Raw genomic sequence first — 19,853 nt, 5'->3', positions numbered from 1 at the left:
GATTCGCGATATGGAACATATCACGAACACAAGCTGAGTCCATCGCGCCCGAGCGGGCAGTGCCAGCCGGATCAGACGAGCGAGATGTCCGGCGCGTCCACTTGCTTCATGCCGACGACATTATAGCCCGAATCGACATGGTGGATTTCTCCGGTCACGCCCGAGGACAGGTCAGACAGCATGTAGAGGCCCGCACCGCCCACATCTTCGATGGTGACGTTGCGGCGCAGCGGCGAATTATATTCGTTCCACTTCAGGATGTAGCGGAAATCGCCAATGCCGCTGGCGGCCAGCGTCTTGATCGGGCCGGCCGAAATGGCGTTCACCCGGATATTGTCCGGCCCCAGATCGTTGGCGAGATATTTCACGCTGGTTTCCAGCGCGGACTTGGCCACGCCCATCACATTGTAATGCGGCACGACCTTTTCGGCGCCGTAATAGGTGAGGGTGAGGATCGAACCGCCATTCGGCATCATCCGCGCGGCGCGCTGCGACACGGCGACGAGGCTGTAGGCCGAGATGTTCATCGTCATCAGGAAATTGTCGAGGCTGGTGTCGACGAATTTCCCGCGCAGTTCGTTCTTGTCGGAAAAGCCGATGGCGTGGACGACGAAATCGATCGTTTCCCACCGGCTCTGCAGCTTTTCGAATGCCGCATCGAGCGCTTCCATGCTGGAAACGTCACAATCGAACAGGAAATCCGAACCCAGGCTCTCGGCCAGTGGGCGCACGCGCTTTTCAAGGGCTTCGCCCTGATAGGAAAACGCCATTTCGGCGCCTTGTTCATGCAGCTTCTGCGCAATGCCCCAAGCCAGGGACTTGTCATTGGCGAGCCCCATGATGAGACCACGTTTTCCTGCCATCAGACCGCTCATCGGGCCCTGTCCTTCCTTCTCGACCCAAAGGGGCCGGCCACCGTAAATCCTTATGTGCCTTCCTCTTCCGGCGTACGCGCGAGCGCAGCGTTGAGTTCGGCACCTGCGACCACTCCTAAGCCGACCAGCCAGAAAAAGAAAAGCGCGATCATGATGCCAGCCAGCCCGCCATAGGTGAGCGAATAGGAAAAAAGCGACCGGAGGAGGGGCGGGAACGCCAGAGTGACGCCGACCCACCACACCGTGACCAGCAATGCGCCCGGCCATTTGGGGTAACGCTTGCCGCGATAGGCAGCGGGGGTCAGCGTGATGAACAGCATGAAGATCGAGAAATAGACCGCCAGCCCGGTCGCCGCGCGCGAATAGACCAGCCCGTCCAGCGCACTGGCCAGTTGCGGCGCCCATGCGTCGATGGCTTCTTCCACCGTGCCGATGGCTACCTGCACTACCAGCGCGACCAGCAGCAGGATCACCGCGCCGATGATGATGCCGGTGGAGATCAGCCGGTGTTGCCAGAAGCCCTTTGTGTGTTGCGTGCCGTAGGAGCGGCGCAGAATATCACGAATTGTCTCGATCAGGCTGCCCACGGTCCACAGGGCGAACAGCCCGCCCGCCCAGAGCAGCCAGCCGCTGCGCGAGGCGATGGCATCGCTGGCGGCCGGACCGATCACATTGGCAACGCTGGGCGGCAGGGCCGATTGCAGCGCGCGCACGGCGGCCAGCTGATCGTCCGTTTCGCCCACGGCAGTGAATACGGCTGCGCCGAGGATGAAGAAGGGGAAGATTGCCAACACCGTAAGGTAGGCGAGGTTCCCGGCATGGATGAAGCCGTCATTCCATGTGCCCAGCGCCACGCGGCGGGCAATGACATAGAGGCGCGAATGGCCCCTTTCGCCCTGCAGCAGCGGCTTGTGCGCGGCGCGGCGTGCCTCTGGCGTCAGGTCGGGAACCGGCTGGCCGGGTTCAGCCGGCCGCTTCCGCTTCCCGCCATCTGTCATCAGGATTTGAGCCTTGCCCGCACGTCGCGCGCGTCGCGCCAGCCTTCCAGCCGGCGGACCAGATCCTCGTCATGGTCGGGCAGGTCCACTTCCAGCGTGACGAGCTGATCGCCGCGGCCGCCGCCCTTCAGCTGGAAGCCCTTGCCCTTCAGGCGCAGCACCTTGCCCGATCCGCTGCCCGGCGCGACGGTGAGCATCACAGCCCCGTCCACCGTGGGCACCTTCACCTTGGCGCCGTTGACGGCTTCGTCCAGCGTGATGGGCAGATCGATGCGCACATCGTTGCCATCGCGGCGGAAGAAGGGATGCGGTTCGATGCTGATCGTGACCAGCGCGTCGCCCGGGCCGCCCGGACCCTGCTCGCCCCGGCCCTTGAGCCGCATCTGCGTGCCTTCCTCCACTCCGGCAGGCAGCTTGAGATCAATCGTCTTGCCGTCGGACAGGGTGATGCGCTGATCCTTGCCGGTCGCGGCATCCACGAAGGGCACTTTCAGGCGATATTGCACATTGGCGCCCGTCTGGGGCGGGCGGCGCGCGCCGCCGCCGAAGCCGGACTGGCCGCCGCGTGCGCCAAAGGGCGATCCGCCCCCGGCACGGCCGCCGAACAGCCCTTCGAAAATATCGCCCAGATCCATGCCTTCATCGCCGAAGCCCTGGAAATCCTGCGCCGAATAGCCACGACCGCCGCCACCGGGGCGGAAGCCGCCCCCGCCCATTCCGCCTCCCATGCCGAAGGGCATGGCGGGATTGCCGTCGGCGTCGATTTCGCCGCGGTCGAACTGGGCGCGCTTATCCTTGTCGGACAGCAGATCGTAAGCGCGGGTCACTTCGGAAAAGCGCTCCGCCGCGTTGGGATTGTCCTTGTTCCGGTCGGGGTGGAGTTCCTTGGCGAGCTTGCGATAAGCGGACTTGATGTCCTTCTCGCTCGCGCTGCGTGCCACGCCCAGTGTCGTATAAGGGTCTGCCATGGTGTGTTAGCTAGGTAATGCAACGTGAAGGCGCAAGCGCCGCTCTTTCCTACATTGCATTACGGGCTTAGGGCAGGGCCATGGAACAGTCTTTGTGCCGATCCGGTCCTGCCCGTGCCTGCCGCGCGCCGGGGTGCCGGATTTTCAACCCTGGACTGTGTCAACATTGTCAACTTCGACAGGAATAGAACGTGAAAGCTGAACAGGACGCGATCCCCGAAACCGATCCCTTCACCCTGTTTGACGCCTGGTATGCCGAAGCGCGGGCCAGCGAGCCGAACGATTCGAACGCCATGGCGCTGGCAACCGCCACGCCGGGTGCCATTCCTTCGGTGCGCATGGTGCTGTTGAAGGGTTGGGGCGCAGATCTGGGCGGTTTCGTGTTCTACACCAACACGCAGAGCCGCAAGGGTGGCGAGATACTCGCCAATCCGGTGGCCGCCCTGCTGTTCCACTGGAAGAGCCTGCGCCGCCAGATTCGCATCGAAGGCCCGCTTACCGAAGTGAGCGGCCAGATGGCGGACGATTATTTCCATTCGCGCCCGCGCGTTTCGCAGATCGGTTCGGCCGCGTCCGACCAGTCGCGCCCGCTGGACCGGCGCGAAACCTATCTGGACCGGGTGGAGGAAATCTCCGCCCTCTATCCCGAAGGAACGGAAATTCCGCGCCCGCCGCACTGGACCGGCTTCCTGTTGAAGCCGCGCGCGGTGGAATTCTGGATCGACCGGCCCAACCGGCTGCATGAACGCCGCCGTTTCGTGCGCACTGAAGATGGCGGCTGGACCAGCAGCCTGCTCTATCCGTGACCGGATATAGCCAGGAACATTCCCGGCTGACGCGCAGCGCGGCCTATGCCTCCATCGCGGTGGCCCTGCTGCTGGTGGTAATCAAGGTGTGGGCCACGGCGCTGACCGGCTCTGCCGCGATGCTGGGCAGCCTTGCGGATACCACGCTGGATCTGATCGCCAGCATTGCCACTCTGGCGGGCGTGTGGATCGCGGCCATGCCGGCGGATGAAGATCACCGCTTCGGCCATGGCAAGGCGGAAGCACTGGCGGCGATGCTGCAGGTGGTGCTGATCGCGCTTTCGGCGGCCGGCATCCTGTTCCGCGCAGTGGGGCAATATCTGGCGGGCGCGCGCACCGAAGCGGCGGAAGAAGGGATAGCCGTCTCACTCGTCGCCATGGTGGCCACTTTCGCGCTGCTGGCATGGCAGCGCCATGTGATTCGCAAGACCGGCAGTATCGCGATCTCTACCGACCATCTGCATTACAAGTCGGACCTCGTGCTCAATCTGGCCGTGATCGCGGCCTTGGCGCTGGATCACTTTGCCCTGATCAAGGGAGCGGATGCGCTGTTCGGTATCGGGATTGCCCTGTGGCTGGCATGGGGCGCGTGGCGCGCCTCCACCGAGGCGATCGACCAGATCATGGACCGCGAATGGCCTGAATGGCGGCGGCAGGAGTTCCTGAACGTCATTGCACGTCATCCCGCCCTGCGCGGCGTGCACGATCTGCGCACCCGCACCAGCGGCGCGCATGACTTCGCGCAGTTCCACGCCTCGGTCGATCCGCACATGACCGTGGCCGAGGCACACCGGGTGATGGACGAGATCGAGGAAGAGCTGGAGCGAGCCTTTCCCGGCGTGGAAGTACTGATCCACCCGGACCCGGAAGGGCTGATCAATGAAGACGGCACGGCGGCGGAGGAATTGCTGCCCGATCTGGGTGAACGCAAGGACGGCTGACCGGCTGCCTATTTGCGGACCGGGAACAAGGCGACCACATCGCCCAGAGCGGCAACCAGCGGATCGCGAATCGCATCGTCCGTCTTGCCCAGACGCACCACGGTGAGGCCCTGCCGGGGCGAGACCATCACATATTGGCCCAGATGGCCGACCATTGAATAAAGGTCTGACGGGCCGCGCGCGGCGAACAGCACGTTGCGGTCCGTTTCCGAAGGGCGGTTGAGCCAGATTTGCGCACCGTAATCGGGCGAACGAGGGCTGGGCGTGGTCATGAAAGTGATCCAGCCCTTGGGCACCAGCTGGGCGCCCTTGACCGCGCCCTGATGGCGCAGGAATTCGCCGAAACGCGCCCAGTCGCGCGCGGTGCCGTGGATCAGGCTGCCGCCGATCAGCGTGCCTGCCCGGTCATATTCCGGCACCATGGAATACATGCCCAGCGGCACGAAGATCCGCGCCTTCAGGTAATCGTCCACGGCCTTGCGCCGCGTTTCCGGATCGGTGCTGTCGGTCAGCACACGGGCGGCGATGTCGGCCAGGATGACGGTGGTGTTGGTGGAATATTCGAAATGCGTGCCCGGCTTGGCTTCCAGCGGCTGGGCTTCGGCCCAGGCGGCCATATCGTCGCGCCCCTGCAGGAACAGCATCTTCACCGTGTCCGCCTCGTAAGCGGGATCGCCGCTTTCCGTGTGGCGCAGGCCGCTGCGCATCTGCAGCAACTGGCGCAGGGTGATCGCGCCGCGCGGATCGCCAGTGCGGCGCCAATTGGGGATAGGTGGCGTTTCGTCCAGCTGCAGCTTGCCGTCAGCCACCAGCATGCCGATCATCACGCCTGTAACGGTCTTGGCCATGGACCAGCTGATGAAGCGGGTTTCCTCGCCATAGCCTTCGCCATAGCGTTCGGCCACGATTCGCCCGCCCTGCATCACGATCACTGCGCGGGTCTCGCCCATGCCTTCCCCGGTGAACAGGTGATCGATTCGCCGGGCCAGCTGCTCGCGCGGTGCGCCGGGATCGGCAACCACGGCATCCAGTGCTGCCTCGCTCAGTGGGGCAGTGGCAGCGGGTTCCTCCGATCCACCGCCACATGCGGCCAGTGCCAGCAGCGGGGCTGGCAGCAGGGCGAGCGAGGCGATAGAGAGGAGGGGCCGCTTCATGGCGTTCGCATCTCTCGGTCAGTTGGGGATCAATGGCAACCGCAAAACCCGCCAGCAGAAATACGCGCCAGCGCAGGCGGCTGAGCTGGCCGCGAATCGTGCTCGGCCTTGGATTGATTGCTGCGGTTACGGCGTGGTTCTATCGCGATACGGTGATGGCACAGGCCACGGCCGGCACGGCCTATGGCGCGCGCGTGGCCTGTTCCTGCCGCTTCATCGGCGGGCGCGATCTGGCGGATTGCGAAAAGGACTTCGAACCCGGAATGGGCCTCGTTTCCCTGAGCGAGGATGAAGCGGCGAAGAGCGTTACGGCCAGCGTGCCCCTGCTTTCCAGCCAGACGGCCACATTCCGCGAAGGTTATGGCTGCGTGCTGGAGAAGTGGGACGATTGACGGGCCGGCCGGCTGTGCATCCGCCGGTTACGCAGGCTCGGTGCCGTCGATCCAGCCGCCGCCCACCACACGGTCCCCCGCATAGATCACGGCAGCCTGTCCGGGGGCGACGCCATATTCCGGCTGGGCAAAGCGCAACACCACCGGCTCGCCATCGCCCAGCGATCCTTCCAGTGTCACCGGCACCGGCTTTGCCAGCGATCGGACCTTGGCCGTCAGCGGCGCATCGGGGATGGGGCCGATGCGGTTGGTTTCCACGATTTGCGCGGCCCCGGTGGCCAGCAGCCGCTTGGGGCCAACCAGCACGCGGGCATTTTCCGCATCGAGCGCCACGACATAGAGCGGTTCGGGCTGGCCGCCGATCTCCAGCCCCCGGCGCTGGCCCACGGTGAAGTGGATCACGCCTGCATGGCTGCCCAGTTCCTCGCCGGTTTCGGCATGGACAATCGCGCCCGGCCGCACGCCTTCGGGGCGCAGCGAGCGAACGATCTTCGCATAATCGCCATCGGGCACGAAGCAGATATCCTGGCTGTCGGGCTTGTCGGCCACCAGCAGCCCGGCCTGCGCGGCGATGGAGCGCACATCCTGCTTGGGCAGGCCGCCCAAGGGATAACGCAGGAAGGCCAGCTGTTCTTCCGTGGTTCCGTATAGGAAATAGGACTGGTCCCGCGCCGGATCGAGCGCGCGGTGCAGTTCCGGCCCGGCCGCGCCTTCCACCCGGCGCACGTAATGGCCCGTGGCGAGGCAATCGGCGCCCAGTTCGCGCGCCATGCGCAGCAGGTCGGTGAATTTTGGCCCCATATTGCAGCGGATGCAGGGCACCGGCGTGCGGCCGGAGAGGTAATCGTCGGCAAAGCGCTCGACCACTTCCTCGCGGAAGGCGCTTTCATGATCGAACACGTAATGGGCGAGGCCCAGCCGGTCCGCCACCTGCCGCGCGTCGCGAATGTCGTCACCGGCGCAGCATGCGCCCTTGCGGCCAGTCGCGGCGCCGTAATCGTAAAGCTGCAGCGTAATGCCGATCACTTCAGCCCCGCTTGCGGCGGCAAGGGCGGCCACAACGGAAGAATCCACGCCGCCCGACATGGCCACGACGATCCGGCTCTCCCGCGCCGGGCGCGGCAGATCGAACAGGCTGGCCGGGTCGAAACCGAGCGTCAGGGCGGAGCTTGCGGGCATGGCGTGGCCCATACACGCGTGCGGCCGCAAGGCAAAGCGTGGCGTTTAAGCGACCGGTTAATCAACCCTAACGCCCGGTAAACCCGGGCTTTACCCGATCTTGACGGGCTGCAGGCTAAAAGGCGGGCATGTACGAAGCCAGGATCATCCATTCCGGTGAAGAACCAACCCCGTCCGAAGTGGCGGTGGGCGGCACGCAACTGCGCGAGCTGAGCTGGGGCGATATTGCGGCCCGGCTGGCTGCGGCGCGCGATTTCCGCCGGTTGTCGGCCGCGCATAATCCCTTGGCGGGCGGCAGTTTCGATCTGTCGTCCGCCCGCCATCTGGCGGCGCTGGGCGAAGGCAAACCGGCTGTTAACCCTATTGTTTTAGCCAATGGCAAATGCGCCGATGGCATCGACTTCGCCGCTACGAGCGAAGAGACGCACGGCGATCGAGGAAGGTAATGATCGAGAACCAGAAAATCCGTCCTGCGCAGGTAATCGGCCCGCTTGGCGAGCCGCTGTCGCTGGCCGACCTGCCGCCGCCCGATACCAAGCGCTGGGTCGTGCGCCGCAAGGCGGAAGTCGTGGCTGCCGTCAATGGCGGCCTGCTGACGATTGACGAAGTGCTTGAGCGATACGGGCTGACGCTGGAGGAATTCGCTTCCTGGCAGCGCGCGGTAGACCGTTCGGGCATGCAGGGCCTGCGCGTCACCCGCATCCAGCACTATCGCGACCTTTACGAGCGACAGCTCAAATACTGAATTCTTGCAGCGCGTGAATGATTGGGAAAGGGCCGGATTTTCCGGCCCTTTTTCGTTCGTCCGCCCTGCACGCACGGCGGCCGGAAGCGGTAGCCTGCCCAACTCGCCCGCATTGCTGTAGCCTTGGCGGAACGAGCCGTCGGATTTGGGCGGCCGGAAAACAACAATGCAGGAGAAGTTCCATGGGCTTGATCATTGCACTCATCGTCGGCGGTATCGCAGGCTGGCTGGCCAGCTTGCTCATGAAGCGCGACGCCTCGATGGGAATCGTCTGGAACATTGTGGTCGGTTGCGTCGGATCGGTAGTCGGCAATGCCGTGGCCGGGCCGCTCTTGGGCATGCAGGGCACGGTCAAGGCGTTTTCGCTCACGGGGCTGCTGATCGCCGTTCTCGGCGCCGTAATTCTGCTGGCAATCGTCAATCTCGTGCAGCGCGGCCGCGTGCGTTAACCTGCGCTGCGGGCAAGCGCCTGAATCCCTTGAGTAAATCAAATTGCCCCAAGGGGCGGGAACGAACCCGGCCCCTTGGGGATTTGATGCCGACTGCAGCAAAAGCCTTTCGTCGGGCATGAATGACAGTCGGCAGAGGGCCGATTGTCACCGCATCGGCGCGGGTCTATGGGCAGATGGGAATGCTGCCCGGCTTGCGCGGGGTGGCTTAGGGGTATAACACACCTTGCCGGTTCGCGGGCTTTCCGTGGCGGATTTTGGGGGCAGGGATCTCGGGCACTTGGCGGAAAAGATGAATTACGAAACCACTGTCGATGCCAGCAGTCGGGAAATCCTGTCGGGGCAGGATTCTCATGACGAAGATGCACGCCGCAGGAGGCTGATCATCTTCGCTGTCGTGGCGATCGTGGTCGTCGCGATTGCCGTTCTGCTGATGACCCGCAGCGGAGGCGAAACGACTGGCCAGCAGGCAACCCAGACTCCCGCCGTAACCGTGATCGCGCCGGGACAGGCCACCGTACAGGGAATGATCCAGGCCACCGGCACGCTGGCTGCACGCCGCGAAATGCCGATTGGCGTGGTGGGCGAAGGCGGACGGGTCGTGTCCGTTCCCGTCGATGCCGGCCAGTGGGTCCGCGCCGGGCAGGTTCTCGCCGTGATCGACCGTTCGGTTCAGACGCAGCAGACCGCCAGCACCGCCGCCAATATCGAAGTGGCGAAGGCCGATGCGCGCCTTGCCCAGGCCAATCTCGACCGTGCACTGCAGCTGGTGGATCGCGGTTTCATATCCAAGGCGGACGTGGATCGCCTCACCGCCACACGCGATGCCGCAGTTGCGCGGGTGCGCGTGGCTGAAGCGCAATATGGTGAACGCAATGCGCGTAATGCCCAGCTCAATATCGTGGCACCTGCCTCTGGCCTGCTGCTCACGCGGGATGTCGAGCCGGGTCAGGTTGTTAGCCCCGGTTCGGGCACTCTGTTCAGCATCGCCAAGGACGGCCAGTTCGAGCTTCTGGCGCTGGTCGGCGAATCCGAACTGGCAAAGATCTCCACCGGCGTGACGGCACAGGTCACTCCGGTCGGCACGGACAAGACCTTCACCGGTCAGGTCTGGCAGGTCGCTCCGGTGATCGATCAGCAGAACCGCCAGGGCACCGCGCGCATCGCGCTCAATTATGCGCCTGAACTGCGCCCCGGCGGATTTGCCACGGCCACGATCAGCAGCGGCACAGTGGTTGCACCGATGCTGCCGGAAAGCGCCATCCTCAGCGATGCTGAAGGCAGCTTCGTCTACATCGTGGGCAAGGGCAACAAGGTGGAACGGCGCGCGGTGAAGACCGGGCTGGTCACCGAAAACGGCATTGCCGTTACCGAAGGGCTGACCGGCTCCGAAAAGGTCGTGCTGCGCGCTGGCGGCTTCCTCGCTCCGGGCGATGAAGTCAGGCCGCGCGTCGTGACGAAATAGGGCGCGGCACCGTGAATCTTCGCAACCTTTCCGCCTGGTCGATCAGGAACCCCATCGTCCCGATCGTGCTGTTCATTGGCCTGCTGCTGGCGGGTGTGGTGGCGTTCAACCGCATGGATGTGAACGGCAGCCCGGATATCGATTTTCCGGGCGTCAACGTCTTCATTTCCCAGCCGGGCGCCGCGCCGACCGAAATCGAAACCCAGATCACCCAGAAGGTGGAAGCGGCCGTCCGTTCGATCAACGGCGTGGATGAAATCCAGTCGACCGCTTCGGAAGGCAGCAGTTCCACTTTCGTGCAGTTCGTCATCGGCACCGATGCCAATGATGCCGTGAACGAAGTGAAGAACGCGGTCGACCAGATCCGCAGCGACTTGCCCGACGGCATTCTGGAACCGCGCGTTTCCAAGATCGAAGTCGGCGGCAATGGCCCCATCGGCTATTATGCCGTCAGTGCCGATGACATGACGATGGAACAGCTCAGCTGGTTCGTCGACGATACGGTTTCGCGCAAGCTGATGTCGATCGAAGGCATGGCCGCAGTCAGCCGTGCGGGCGGTGTGGACCGCGAAATCCGCGTGGTGCTCGATCCGGCGCGGATGCAGTCGCTGGGCGTTACCGCCAGCCAGATCAACCAGGTGCTGCGTCAGGTGAATACCGATGCGGCGGGCGGCCGGGCGGAAATCGCCGGTGCGCGCCAGTCCGTGCGCGTGCTGGGCAATGCGGACGATGCCTATCAGCTGGGCGAAACGCGGATCAATTCCAATGGCCGCGTAATCCGCCTGCGCGATGTCGCCACCGTGTATGACGGCTATTCGGAACAGACCTCGATCGCCAAGATCAAGGGCAAGCAGGTCGTCACCTTCAGCCTCGAACGCGCCAAGGGCGCTTCGGACGTCACCGTCTATGACGAGGCGCAGAAGATCATCGCGGACCTGCAGAAGGAAAACCGCGGCATTCACATCACCGAACTCTACACTTCGGTGGAATATACCAAGGATCAGTATTCGACCTCGATGGAGGCGATGATCGAAGGCGCGGTTCTGGCCATCGTGGTGGTGTTCCTGTTCCTGCGGGACTGGCGCGCAACGATCATCAGCGCCATCGCAATCCCGCTTTCGGCAATCCCCACCTTCTGGTTCATGGACCTGCTGGGCTTCACTCTGAACGAGCTGTCGCTGCTTGCGCTCAGCCTCGTGGCCGGCGTGCTGGTGGACGATGCGATCGTGGAGATCGAGAATATCGTGCGCCATATGCGCATGGGCAAAAGCGCCTATCAGGCCGCCATCGACGCTGCCGACGAAATCGGCCTGGCGGTGATGGCCACCACATTCTCGATTGTGGCGGTGTTCCTGCCCGTGGGCCTGATGCCCGGCATTTCCGGCCAGTTCTTCAAGAATTTCGGCCTCACCGTGGTTGCGGCGGTTCTGATGAGCCTTGCCGTGGCGCGAATGATCACGCCCATGATCGCGGCCTATTTCCTCAAGGCCAAGGGCCATCAGGAACATGGCGGCGGCTGGCTGATGGACCTTTACATGAAGGTGCTGGCCTGGTCGCTCGATACGCGTCTGGCTCACGCCATGCGCGAACGTCTGACGCCGGTTACCCCCAACTGGGCCACGTTCCAGGCCGAAACGGTCTATATCCTCGCCATCGTGTTCGGGTTTGTCGGCGGCGGATATGGCGCGTTCAAGCTGGCCGGCATTCTCGAACTGCCCAAGCTGGCGGAAGTTCCGGCAATCCTGATCGGGGCCTTCGCTGCCAGCTGGATCGCCGCACTGGTGGTGAACATCCTCATCTCGCAGATCCACGGTGCGAAGGTTGCCGAATATCACGAATTCTTCCGCGGCCGGATTCATGCCCGCCTGCGGGATCATCGCCTGTGGTGCTTCGGTATCGGCGTGGGTGCGCTCGGTCTCACGCTGGCCATGTTCTACCTGCTGCCAATGCAGTTCCAGCCGCTGACGGATTCCGATTCCAGTCGCGCCAATATCGAAATGGTGCCCGGCACCACGATCGAGCAGACCGAGGAAGTGGCGGACCGCGTCGCAGGTATCCTGAGCGAACAGCAGGAAGTGCGGCTGGTGATGGAACGCGTGAGCGAAGGCAGCGCGACACTGTTCATCATGCTCAAGCCCGATCGCGAAAATACCAGCATCGACTTCGAGCGGCGCCTGAACAAGGAATTCCAGAATATCGCCGATGCCCGAGTCACCTTCTCGTCGCAGGGCGGCGGGGGCGGCACCGGGCGCGAGATTTCGGTCATGCTCGCCGGTTCGAATCCCGAACTGCTGCAGCAGACGGCACAGACGCTGGTTGACCAGATGAAGGGCATCAAGGGTGTCGTCGCACCGCGTATCGCGGCGGACCTCCAGCGGCCGGAACTGGTGATCGTGCCGCGGCTCGATCTGGCTGCGCAGCTTGGTGTGACCACTTCGGCCCTCAGCCAGACGATCCGCATCGCCACCATGGGCGAAATTGACCAGAATGCGGCCAAGTTCTCCCTTTCCGACCGGCAGGTGCCGATCCGCGTGATCCTGCCCAAGGATTCGCGCCGAGACATCGCCACGATCGAAAACCTGCCCGTCACCACGGCCAGCGGCGGTTCCGTGCCGCTCAAGCGGGTGGCGGAAATCCGCTTCGGTGCGGGGCCGACTCAAATTCAGCGCTATAACCAGTCACGCCGCATCTTTGTGGGCGCGGACCTTGGCGAAGGCGTTCTGAAGGGTCCGGTGATGGACAAGATCAACGCCCTACCGATCATGAAGAACCTGCCTGCTGGTGTTTCCAACAACGCTGTGGGCGATGAAAAGTGGCAGGCGGAACTGATCTATAACTTCGTGATTGCAGTGGTCAGCGGCGTTCTGCTGGTGTTCGGCGTCCTTGTGCTGCTCTATCGCCGCTTTGTGTCGCCGCTGGTGAACATGACGTCGCTGTTGCTTGCACCGCTGGGCGGCCTGATCGCGCTTACCCTGCTGGGGCAGCCCATCTCGATCTCCGTGTTCATCGGTATTCTCATGCTGCTGGGCATCGTGGCCAAGAACTCGATCCTGCTGATCGACTTCGCATTGGAAGAGATGGAACGCGGCGAAGCCAAACAGGCCGCAATCCTCGAAGCAGGGCACAAGCGCGCCCAGCCTATCGTGATGACGACCATGGCCATGACCGCGGGCATGATTCCCACCGCGCTTTCGCTTTCGGGCGATGCTGCATGGCGTGCGCCGATGGGCACGACGGTGATCGGCGGCCTGATCCTGTCTACCCTGCTGACCCTGCTGATCGTGCCTGCCGGCTTCAGCCTGGCGGATGGCTTCGAAAAGCGTGTCGGCCCTTGGCTGCGGCGCAATCTGCTGACCTACAACCCCGGTGACGAACGGCGCCGGGGCCGAGGGCCGGAGGCCTTGCCCGCGGAGTGACGGGGTTGTTGCCATGAGCGGGCCGGACAACCGGTCTGCCTCCCGGCCGGGCGGTCGCCCGCGTTTCAAGCCTGCCCTGCGCGTGTTTCCTCCGGTCGACCGGGCGCGCTCAATGCGGATTTTCGCTACGGCCCTGCTTATCGCCATGGCCGGGCTTTATATGACTGCGCGCCATTTCACCGGAATGCACCCTGCATGGGGTTATGTCCGGGCCTTTGCCGAAGCGGCGATGGTGGGCGGTCTGGCTGATTGGTTCGCGGTTACGGCCCTGTTCCGCAGGCCGTTGGGCCTACCAATTCCCCACACGGCGATCATTCCTGAAAACAAGGATCGTATTGCCGATACGATGGCGGCGTTCCTGCAGGCGAACTTCCTGACGCCTGCCGTGGTAGCGCGGCGGATGCAGGCGATGAACCTTGCGCTGGCGACCGGCAATTTCCTCGCTGAACCGACCGGCGGCCGCCCCTCGCGCATCAGGGCGGGCGCGGCGGAACTGTTTGCCGAAGTGCTGGAATCGCTCGATCCGGACCGGCTGGGCGGACAGATGAAGGCAGGGCTGAAGGGCCAGCTGGACCGGTTGGAAATCGCGCCCCTGCTTGGCCAGATGATGGAGGCGGCGATTGCCGACAAGCGCCATCTGCCCGTGCTGGAAAGCCTGCTGCGCTGGGCGGGAATGACGCTGGAAGCGAATGAGGAGCTCGTGCGCGGCATGATCCACCAGCGCGCCAATGCCCTGTTGCGCCTGACCGGGCTGGACGAGAAGCTGGCCAATTCAGTGCTGGATGGCCTCTACAAGCTGCTTGCAGAATGTATTGTCGATCCGGACCATCCCCTGCGCCGCAAGGTGGAGGAAGGGCTGGAACAGCTTGCGCGGGATCTGACGCATGATCCTGAAATGCGAGCCAAGGTTGAACGCATCAAGCGTGACCTGCTGGATAATCCCGCCGTGGCCGTCTGGTGGGACGGCGTATGGGAACGCCTGAGGCAGGGGTTGATTTCCGCGGCGCGCAATCCCGATGCGGCACTTTCGGGCCAGTTGGGCGGCGCCCTGTCGGAACTGGGCGCTGCTCTGCGCAACGATCTGGTACTGCAGGTTCAGGTGAACCGCTTTGCCCGCCGCATCGTTGTGGGTATCGCAACCCGTTATGGTTCGCAGATCGTTCGGCTCGTTTCCGAAACCGTGCGCCGCTGGGATGCCCGCACGGTGACGGACCGGATTGAAGGCGCCGTGGGCCGGGATCTTCAGTTCATCCGCATCAACGGCACGATGGTGGGTGGGCTGGTCGGGGTGACAATCCACTTTATCGACAGCCTGTAAGGGGTCGCAATAGCCCCCCAGCCACCCCCTACAGGCTGCCCGACGGGGCTCACGTCCCGCCGAAAGGTGGCATCAGGAAGAAGGGGGCAACCGTCCAGTAACTGGACATGGGCTGGCCGGCGGCATCAAGCGCGGGCGAGAATTCGCCCTTGTTCATGATGGCCTTGCAAACAGCGTCGTTCGTCTTCTGCTCCAGTGTCGGCCAATGCACGGTGCAACTGGTGGGCTTGCCTTCGGCGCTCACCATGATGCGGAACTGATTGGCCGAACCGCCCAGCTTGGGGAAATCGCCAAAGCCGATGGTTCCGGTGGGCAGCCATTTGTTCGCTTCGGTCGCCGGGGCGGCCCGGCGGGTCATCGCCTTGTGCTTTTCAGGGTCGAGACCCCAGACGGCAAGCAGGTCGTCCGCGCATTGCTGCAGCACACCGATGGGAGCCTTGAGATTGCCGGTCTCGATCCGTGCGGGTTCCATCACGCCACTGGTAATGTCGATGGCGGTAACGCCCTTGGCAAATTCCTGTTCGGCCGTGCGATTATAGGGCGGGATCGCAAGCGGCTGGCCCGGTTGGGGCGGGGCAGGAGGCGCTCCGGCTGCAGGCTTGTCCGGTACACGGTCAAACTCTTTCCTTGCCTCGACCCTTGGTGCGCCGGGAGGTGCCCCAAATGCCATCGGCGGTGCCATGAAGACTTCGCCCAGATTGAGATATTGCCGGCCGTCGGTCGTTTCCGAACGCCAGAACGGGCCCTTCCGCTCCCCGCCCGAGGGGGAAAGCGTGAAACCTAGCTGGTCGGACCCGCGGAACATCCTGATCCCGTTGCCGACCAGGATAAGGCGCACGGAATTGGTCGGCTGGATGCGCTCCAGCGCGACAGAAAGCGTGTCTTTCCCGTCGCTGAAGCTGCGGGCGAGACGACAATAATCGTCCCCGAAATCGGCCTGCCAGGCGCTGGACGGCTTGTAAACGCGCGATGCGTCACCATCGGCGGCGTGTGCCGTTGCCGAAAGCAAGGCAAACACGCTCGCCGAAGCGAGAATCTTCCTCATGGCATTATCTCCCAATCCCTTTTTTCCGGACTTTATCAACGGAACGGGGAGATAATCAACACGGGATTATTCCCGTGTGCCGGGCCTCACAATTTCTCGGTGAGTTCCGGCACAGCCTGGAAAAGATCGGCAACAAGGCCATAATCCGCCACCGAGAAGATCGGCGCGTCTTCGTCCTTGTTTATGGCGATGATGGTCTTGGAATCCTTCATCCCCGCCAGATGCTGGATCGCACCGGAAATGCCGATTGCGATGTAAAGCTCGGGCGCCACGATCTTGCCTGTCTGGCCGACCTGATAGTCGTTGGGCACATAGCCTGCGTCCACCGCGGCGCGGCTGGCGCCGATGGCGGCACCCAGCTTGTCGGCCAGCGGAGTGAGCACCGACTGGAAGGTTTCCCCGTCCTTCAGCGCGCGCCCGCCCGAGACGATCACCTTGGCGCTGGTGAGTTCGGGACGGTCGGACTTGGCGACTTCCGCACCGACGAAGCTGGAAAGACCCGCATCGCCCGAGCCGGAAACGGCTTCCACCGCAGCCGAACCGCCCGTGGAGGCCGCACGCTCGAACGCAGTGCCGCGCACAGTGACGACCAGCTTGGCATCGCTCGATTCCACGGTGGCAATCGCATTGCCGGCATAGATCGGGCGGGTGAAGGTCTTGGGGCCTTCAACCGAAAGGATGTCCGATACCTGCATCACGTCCAGCAGCGCGGCGACGCGCGGGGCGATGTTCTTGCCCGTGGTGGTGGCGGGCGCCACGAAAGCATCGAACCCGTCCATCAGCCCGGCAACCAGCGGGGCGACGTTTTCGGCCAGCGCATGTTCGTAGGCCGCATCGTCGGCCTTCAGCACCTTGGCGACACCGGCAATTTGCGCCGCAGCATCGGCCACGGCGCCGCAATCCTTGCCTGCGACCAGCACGGTCACTTCGCCCAGCTTGCCTGCGGCGGTGACGGCGGAGAGGGTTGCGTCCTTCAGCGACGCATTGTCATGTTCTGCCCAGACCAGCGTGTTCATCAGGCGACTCCCAGTTCCTTGATCTTGGCCACCAGCTCGTCAACCGAGCCGACCTTGATGCCAGCCTTGCGCACGGGCGGTTCGCTGACCTTCAGCGTCTTGAGGCGCGGCGCGGTGTCCACACCCAGATCGGCCGGGGACTTGGTTGCCAGAGGCTTGGACTTGGCCTTCATGATATTGGGCAGCGAGGCATAGCGCGGCTCGTTCAGGCGCAGATCGGTGGTGACGATGGCCGGGAGCGTGAGGCTCACCGTCTCAAGCCCACCATCGACTTCGCGCGTCACGTTCACCGTGTCGCCGGCGACTTCCACCTTGCTGGCGAAAGTACCCTGCGGGCGGCCCATCAGCGCGGCCAGCATCTGGCCCGTCTGGTTGGAATCGTCGTCGATCGCCTGCTTGCCCATTACCACCAGGCCGGGCTGTTCCTCGTCGGCAATTGCCTTGAGGATCTTGGCGACGGCCAGCGGTGCCACCTCGTCATCGGTCTGCACCAGGATCGCGCGATCCCCGCCCATGGCAAGTGCGGTGCGCAGCGTTTCCTGAGCCTTCGCCGGGCCGATGGAGACGACCACGATTTCCGTCGCGGCGCCCTTTTCCTTCAGCCGGATCGCCTCTTCCACGGCGATCTCGTCGAACGGGTTCATGCTCATCTTCACATTGGCCAGATCGACGCCGGTGCCGTCCGCCTTCACGCGGGGCTTCACATTATAGTCGATCACCCGCTTCACGGGCACGAGGATCTTCATGGGGAGTGCATCCTTCCCTTAAGGTTCCCGAAATCGCGTTTAACCGGTCGGTTACACGCTGTTGGCTGCTGCCATCGCGCCCCCCAAGCCCTAGGTCAAGGGGGCAGGAAGGGCAGTTTGAAACGCAGCGGGCCCGGACGCATGCGCCCGAGCCCGCCTAAAGCTGTAATGGCGCGAGTGCGCCGTAGCGTCAGGCTGCCTGCTTGACTTCGGCAACGATCTTCTTGGCGGCATCGCCCAGATCGTTGGCCGAAACGATCGGCAGGCCCGAATTGTTCAGGATGTCCTTGCCCTGCTGCACATTGGTGCCTTCAAGGCGCACCACCAGCGGCACGGACAGATCGACTTCCTTGGCGGCCGCCACAATGCCTTCCGCGATGGTGTCGCAGCGCATGATGCCGCCGAAGATATTGACCAGAATGCCCTTCACGGCCGGATCGGACAGGATGATCTTGAAGGCCGCAGTCACCTTTTCCTTGTTGGCGCCGCCGCCCACGTCGAGGAAGTTGGCCGGGAAGGCGCCGTTCAGCTTGATGATGTCCATGGTGGCCATGGCAAGGCCCGCGCCGTTCACCATGCAGCCGATGTCGCCATCCAGCTTGATGTAGGCCAGATCGTATTTGGAAGCTTCCACTTCCATCGGATCTTCCTCGGTCTCGTCGCGCATCGCTTCCACATCGGGGTGGCGGTAGAGCGCGTTGGAATCGAAGCTCATCTTGGTGTCGAGCACCAGCAGCTTGCCGTCCACGGTTTCAACCAGCGGGTTGATTTCCAGCATCGCGCAGTCGAGCGTCATGAAGGCTTCGTAAAGCTGCTTCGCCAGCTTCTGGGCCTGCTTGTTGAGATCGCCCTGCAGCTTCAGCGCGAAGGCCACCGCGCGACCGTGGTGAGGCATGAAGCCCTGGGCCGGATCGATGGTGATGGTGGTGATCTTTTCGGGCGTTTCATGCGCCACGGTTTCGATGTCCATGCCGCCTTCGGTGGAAACGATCATCGCCACGCGGCCGCTTGCACGGTCCACCAGCATGGAAAGGTAGTATTCCTTCGCGATGTCCACGCCATCGGTGATGTAGAGGCGGTTCACCTGCTTGCCCGCTTCACCGGTCTGCACCGTCACCAGCGTATTGCCGAGCATTTCTTTGGCGTTGGCTTCTACTTCCTCGATGCTCTTGGCCAGGCGCACGCCGCCCTTGGCATCGGCGGCCAGTTCCTTGAACTTGCCCTTGCCGCGCCCGCCCGCATGAATCTGGGCCTTCACGACATAAAGCGGCCCGGGGAGCTGTTTCGCACCTGCAACCGCTTCTTCAACGGTGAGTGCGGGATAGCCGGCCGGAATGCCGATACCGAATTTCGCGAGCAGTTCCTTGGCCTGATATTCGTGAATGTTCATGGGGGACTCGGCTCTTTCAAGGATGTGAAGGGAGTGCTTTCGCATAAGCACAATCGCCATGGCTTGAAAAGTGCCGCGCACCGCTTCAACTGGCATTGGGAAATGATCGACCGGCAACGCCTCGAAAAGATCGTCCGCGAAGCCGGGCAGATCGCCATGCGCCAGTGGCCCGGTGCTGGCCACACGGTGAAGAGCTGGGAGAAGACGCCCGGCTCCCCAGTCACCGATGCGGATATGGAAGTGGACGATTTCCTGCGCCGCGAATTGCTCGCCCTGCTTCCCTCGGCCGGATGGCTTTCGGAAGAAACCGCCGATCATCCCGAGCGGTTGGGCAGGGGCCTGTGCTGGTTGGTCGATCCGATCGACGGCACGCGCGATTTCATGCGCGGGCGCCCCGGCTGGTCCGTCTCGGTCGCGCTGGTCAGTGCCGGGCGCCCCCTGATCGGGATGCTGGTGGCGCCGGCACGCGGGACCGAACCTGGCGGCGAGGAATGGTATGGCATGGCCGGGCAGGGCGCATGGCTCAATGGCAGGCGCCTCAAGGCCAGCACCCGGCAGGACTTTCCCGGATCGCGTGTGCCGGCCGATTCCCTGCCGAAGGAAGATCGCGACCTGACCATGGTCGAAAAGCCCAATTCCATCGCCCTGCGCATCGCCATGGTGGCGGATGACCGGGCCGATCTGCTGGCCACCCTGCGCTGGGGCTATGAATGGGATATCGCCGCCGCGACCCTGATCGCGCGGGAGGCGGGCGCCGCCGTCAGCGACGCTTTTGGCGAGCCGCTGGCCTATAACAAGCGCGATCCGCGCGCCTTCGGTGTGCTGGTGTGTGCCCCGGCGATTCATGCTGCCGCGGTGGAGCGGCTGGCGGATCGCGCGGCGGTGCTTTCCCTGCCGCCGGAATGAAAAGGCCGGCGCACTGCCCCTTGGCAGCGGCCGGCCCTTCTTTC

At 63.7% G+C, this 19,853-nt stretch carries 19 protein-coding genes; 10 read left to right on the top strand and 9 right to left on the bottom strand.

Annotated elements, in window-relative coordinates; all coding sequences use genetic code 11:
* Positions 1–71: 71 nt before the first annotated feature.
* From fabI to SZ64_RS13460, 3 genes are read right to left on the bottom strand one after another with little or no spacing between them, the layout of a single operon-like run.
* Positions 72–875: an enoyl-ACP reductase FabI gene (gene fabI, locus SZ64_RS13470; RefSeq protein ID WP_054531300.1), complete on the bottom strand. Its 804-nt coding sequence runs from the start codon at positions 873–875 to the stop codon at positions 72–74.
* 50 nt (positions 876–925) lie between these two features.
* Positions 926–1,873, bottom strand: a complete 948-nt coding sequence (locus tag SZ64_RS13465) for a YihY/virulence factor BrkB family protein (protein ID WP_054531299.1) — start codon at positions 1,871–1,873, stop codon at positions 926–928.
* Positions 1,873–2,841, bottom strand: coding sequence for a J domain-containing protein (locus tag SZ64_RS13460; RefSeq protein WP_054531298.1), 969 nt, complete (start codon positions 2,839–2,841; stop codon positions 1,873–1,875). Before SZ64_RS13460 ends, SZ64_RS13465 begins: the two co-directional genes overlap by 1 nt.
* A 191-nt stretch (positions 2,842–3,032) precedes the next feature.
* Here SZ64_RS13460 and pdxH point away from each other — a divergent pair, with 191 nt between their 5' ends.
* The gene (gene pdxH, locus SZ64_RS13455; RefSeq protein ID WP_054531297.1) at positions 3,033–3,647 is read left to right on the top strand and encodes a pyridoxamine 5'-phosphate oxidase; all 615 of its coding nucleotides are present in this window, start codon (positions 3,033–3,035) and stop codon (positions 3,645–3,647) included.
* Positions 3,644–4,588, top strand: a complete 945-nt coding sequence (locus tag SZ64_RS13450; RefSeq protein WP_054531296.1) for a cation diffusion facilitator family transporter — start codon at positions 3,644–3,646, stop codon at positions 4,586–4,588. The genes pdxH and SZ64_RS13450 overlap by 4 nt, the downstream gene beginning before the upstream one ends.
* An 8-nt stretch (positions 4,589–4,596) precedes the next feature.
* Here the strand turns inward: SZ64_RS13450 and SZ64_RS13445 are convergent, their stop codons facing one another.
* The gene (locus tag SZ64_RS13445; protein WP_054531295.1) at positions 4,597–5,742 is read right to left on the bottom strand and encodes a serine hydrolase; all 1,146 of its coding nucleotides are present in this window, start codon (positions 5,740–5,742) and stop codon (positions 4,597–4,599) included.
* A gap of 32 nt (positions 5,743–5,774) precedes the next feature.
* On the opposite strand from SZ64_RS13445, the gene SZ64_RS13440 reads away from it, so the two are divergent.
* Complete coding sequence (locus tag SZ64_RS13440) at positions 5,775–6,134, top strand: hypothetical protein (RefSeq protein ID WP_054531294.1); 360 nt, start codon at positions 5,775–5,777, stop codon at positions 6,132–6,134.
* Positions 6,135–6,161: 27 nt separating this feature from the next.
* Here SZ64_RS13440 and mnmA read toward each other — a convergent pair whose 3' ends face one another.
* Positions 6,162–7,313: a tRNA 2-thiouridine(34) synthase MnmA gene (mnmA, locus tag SZ64_RS13435; RefSeq protein ID WP_054532257.1), complete on the bottom strand. Its 1,152-nt coding sequence runs from the start codon at positions 7,311–7,313 to the stop codon at positions 6,162–6,164.
* Between the two features lie 128 nt (positions 7,314–7,441).
* Here mnmA and SZ64_RS13430 point away from each other — a divergent pair, with 128 nt between their 5' ends.
* From SZ64_RS13430 to SZ64_RS13405, 6 genes are all read left to right on the top strand, one after another.
* Positions 7,442–7,759: a hypothetical protein gene (locus SZ64_RS13430; protein WP_054531293.1), complete on the top strand. Its 318-nt coding sequence runs from the start codon at positions 7,442–7,444 to the stop codon at positions 7,757–7,759.
* Complete coding sequence (locus SZ64_RS13425; RefSeq protein ID WP_054531292.1) at positions 7,759–8,058, top strand: DUF1153 domain-containing protein; 300 nt, start codon at positions 7,759–7,761, stop codon at positions 8,056–8,058. The genes SZ64_RS13430 and SZ64_RS13425 overlap by 1 nt, the downstream gene beginning before the upstream one ends.
* 182 nt (positions 8,059–8,240) lie before the next feature.
* Entirely contained in the window at positions 8,241–8,507 is a 267-nt protein-coding gene (locus SZ64_RS13420; RefSeq protein WP_054531291.1) for a GlsB/YeaQ/YmgE family stress response membrane protein, read from the top strand.
* A 292-nt stretch (positions 8,508–8,799) separates the two neighbouring features.
* Positions 8,800–9,972 (top strand): efflux RND transporter periplasmic adaptor subunit, encoded by a 1,173-nt coding sequence (locus SZ64_RS13415; protein WP_054532256.1) that lies wholly within the window; start codon positions 8,800–8,802, stop codon positions 9,970–9,972.
* 11 nt (positions 9,973–9,983) lie between these two features.
* Positions 9,984–13,388, top strand: a complete 3,405-nt coding sequence (locus tag SZ64_RS13410; protein ID WP_054531290.1) for an efflux RND transporter permease subunit — start codon at positions 9,984–9,986, stop codon at positions 13,386–13,388.
* 112 nt (positions 13,389–13,500) lie between these two features.
* On the top strand, positions 13,501–14,706 hold the full coding sequence (locus SZ64_RS13405; RefSeq protein ID WP_054532255.1) for a DUF445 domain-containing protein: 1,206 nt from the start codon (positions 13,501–13,503) through the stop codon (positions 14,704–14,706).
* Positions 14,707–14,755: 49 nt separating this feature from the next.
* Here the strand turns inward: SZ64_RS13405 and SZ64_RS13400 are convergent, their stop codons facing one another.
* From SZ64_RS13400 to sucC, 4 genes are all read right to left on the bottom strand, one after another.
* A complete protein-coding gene (locus SZ64_RS13400) occupies positions 14,756–15,751 on the bottom strand; it encodes a hypothetical protein (RefSeq protein ID WP_054531289.1) in 996 nt (331 codons plus the stop codon).
* 86 nt (positions 15,752–15,837) lie between these two features.
* Complete coding sequence (locus SZ64_RS13395; RefSeq protein ID WP_054531288.1) at positions 15,838–16,767, bottom strand: electron transfer flavoprotein subunit alpha/FixB family protein; 930 nt, start codon at positions 16,765–16,767, stop codon at positions 15,838–15,840.
* Positions 16,767–17,513 (bottom strand): electron transfer flavoprotein subunit beta/FixA family protein, encoded by a 747-nt coding sequence (locus SZ64_RS13390; protein ID WP_054531287.1) that lies wholly within the window; start codon positions 17,511–17,513, stop codon positions 16,767–16,769. The genes SZ64_RS13395 and SZ64_RS13390 overlap by 1 nt, the downstream gene beginning before the upstream one ends.
* A gap of 190 nt (positions 17,514–17,703) precedes the next feature.
* A complete protein-coding gene (sucC, locus tag SZ64_RS13385) occupies positions 17,704–18,903 on the bottom strand; it encodes an ADP-forming succinate--CoA ligase subunit beta (RefSeq protein WP_054531286.1) in 1,200 nt (399 codons plus the stop codon).
* 102 nt (positions 18,904–19,005) lie between these two features.
* Here sucC and SZ64_RS13380 point away from each other — a divergent pair, with 102 nt between their 5' ends.
* Positions 19,006–19,809, top strand: a complete 804-nt coding sequence (locus tag SZ64_RS13380) for a 3'(2'),5'-bisphosphate nucleotidase CysQ (protein ID WP_054532254.1) — start codon at positions 19,006–19,008, stop codon at positions 19,807–19,809.
* Positions 19,810–19,853 lie beyond the last annotated feature (44 nt).

The organism is Erythrobacter sp. SG61-1L, assembly GCF_001305965.1.
In the GTDB taxonomy this organism is placed as follows: Bacteria; Pseudomonadota; Alphaproteobacteria; order Sphingomonadales; family Sphingomonadaceae; genus Andeanibacterium.
This window is presented reverse-complemented; position numbering and strand designations above follow the sequence as displayed.

Bases quoted from the DNA above. Each gene is read 5' to 3' on its own strand.
- SZ64_RS13415 (WP_054532256.1), top strand. From the start codon at position 8,800: ATGAATTACGAAACCACTGTCGATGCCAGCAGTCGGGAAATCCTGTCG.
- SZ64_RS13425 (WP_054531292.1), top strand. From the start codon at position 7,759: ATGATCGAGAACCAGAAAATCCGTCCTGCGCAGGTAATCGGCCCGCTT.
- mnmA (WP_054532257.1), bottom strand. From the start codon at position 7,313: ATGCCCGCAAGCTCCGCCCTGACGCTCGGTTTCGACCCGGCCAGCCTG.
- SZ64_RS13395 (WP_054531288.1), bottom strand. From the start codon at position 16,767: ATGAACACGCTGGTCTGGGCAGAACATGACAATGCGTCGCTGAAGGAC.
- fabI (WP_054531300.1), bottom strand. From the start codon at position 875: ATGAGCGGTCTGATGGCAGGAAAACGTGGTCTCATCATGGGGCTCGCC.
- SZ64_RS13420 (WP_054531291.1), top strand. From the start codon at position 8,241: ATGGGCTTGATCATTGCACTCATCGTCGGCGGTATCGCAGGCTGGCTG.
- SZ64_RS13465 (WP_054531299.1), bottom strand. From the start codon at position 1,873: ATGACAGATGGCGGGAAGCGGAAGCGGCCGGCTGAACCCGGCCAGCCG.
- SZ64_RS13460 (WP_054531298.1), bottom strand. From the start codon at position 2,841: ATGGCAGACCCTTATACGACACTGGGCGTGGCACGCAGCGCGAGCGAG.
- SZ64_RS13405 (WP_054532255.1), top strand. From the start codon at position 13,501: ATGCGGATTTTCGCTACGGCCCTGCTTATCGCCATGGCCGGGCTTTAT.
- SZ64_RS13380 (WP_054532254.1), top strand. From the start codon at position 19,006: ATGATCGACCGGCAACGCCTCGAAAAGATCGTCCGCGAAGCCGGGCAG.
- SZ64_RS13430 (WP_054531293.1), top strand. From the start codon at position 7,442: ATGTACGAAGCCAGGATCATCCATTCCGGTGAAGAACCAACCCCGTCC.
- SZ64_RS13440 (WP_054531294.1), top strand. From the start codon at position 5,775: ATGGCAACCGCAAAACCCGCCAGCAGAAATACGCGCCAGCGCAGGCGG.
- SZ64_RS13400 (WP_054531289.1), bottom strand. From the start codon at position 15,751: ATGAGGAAGATTCTCGCTTCGGCGAGCGTGTTTGCCTTGCTTTCGGCA.
- SZ64_RS13445 (WP_054531295.1), bottom strand. From the start codon at position 5,742: ATGAAGCGGCCCCTCCTCTCTATCGCCTCGCTCGCCCTGCTGCCAGCC.
- sucC (WP_054531286.1), bottom strand. From the start codon at position 18,903: ATGAACATTCACGAATATCAGGCCAAGGAACTGCTCGCGAAATTCGGT.
- SZ64_RS13390 (WP_054531287.1), bottom strand. From the start codon at position 17,513: ATGAAGATCCTCGTGCCCGTGAAGCGGGTGATCGACTATAATGTGAAG.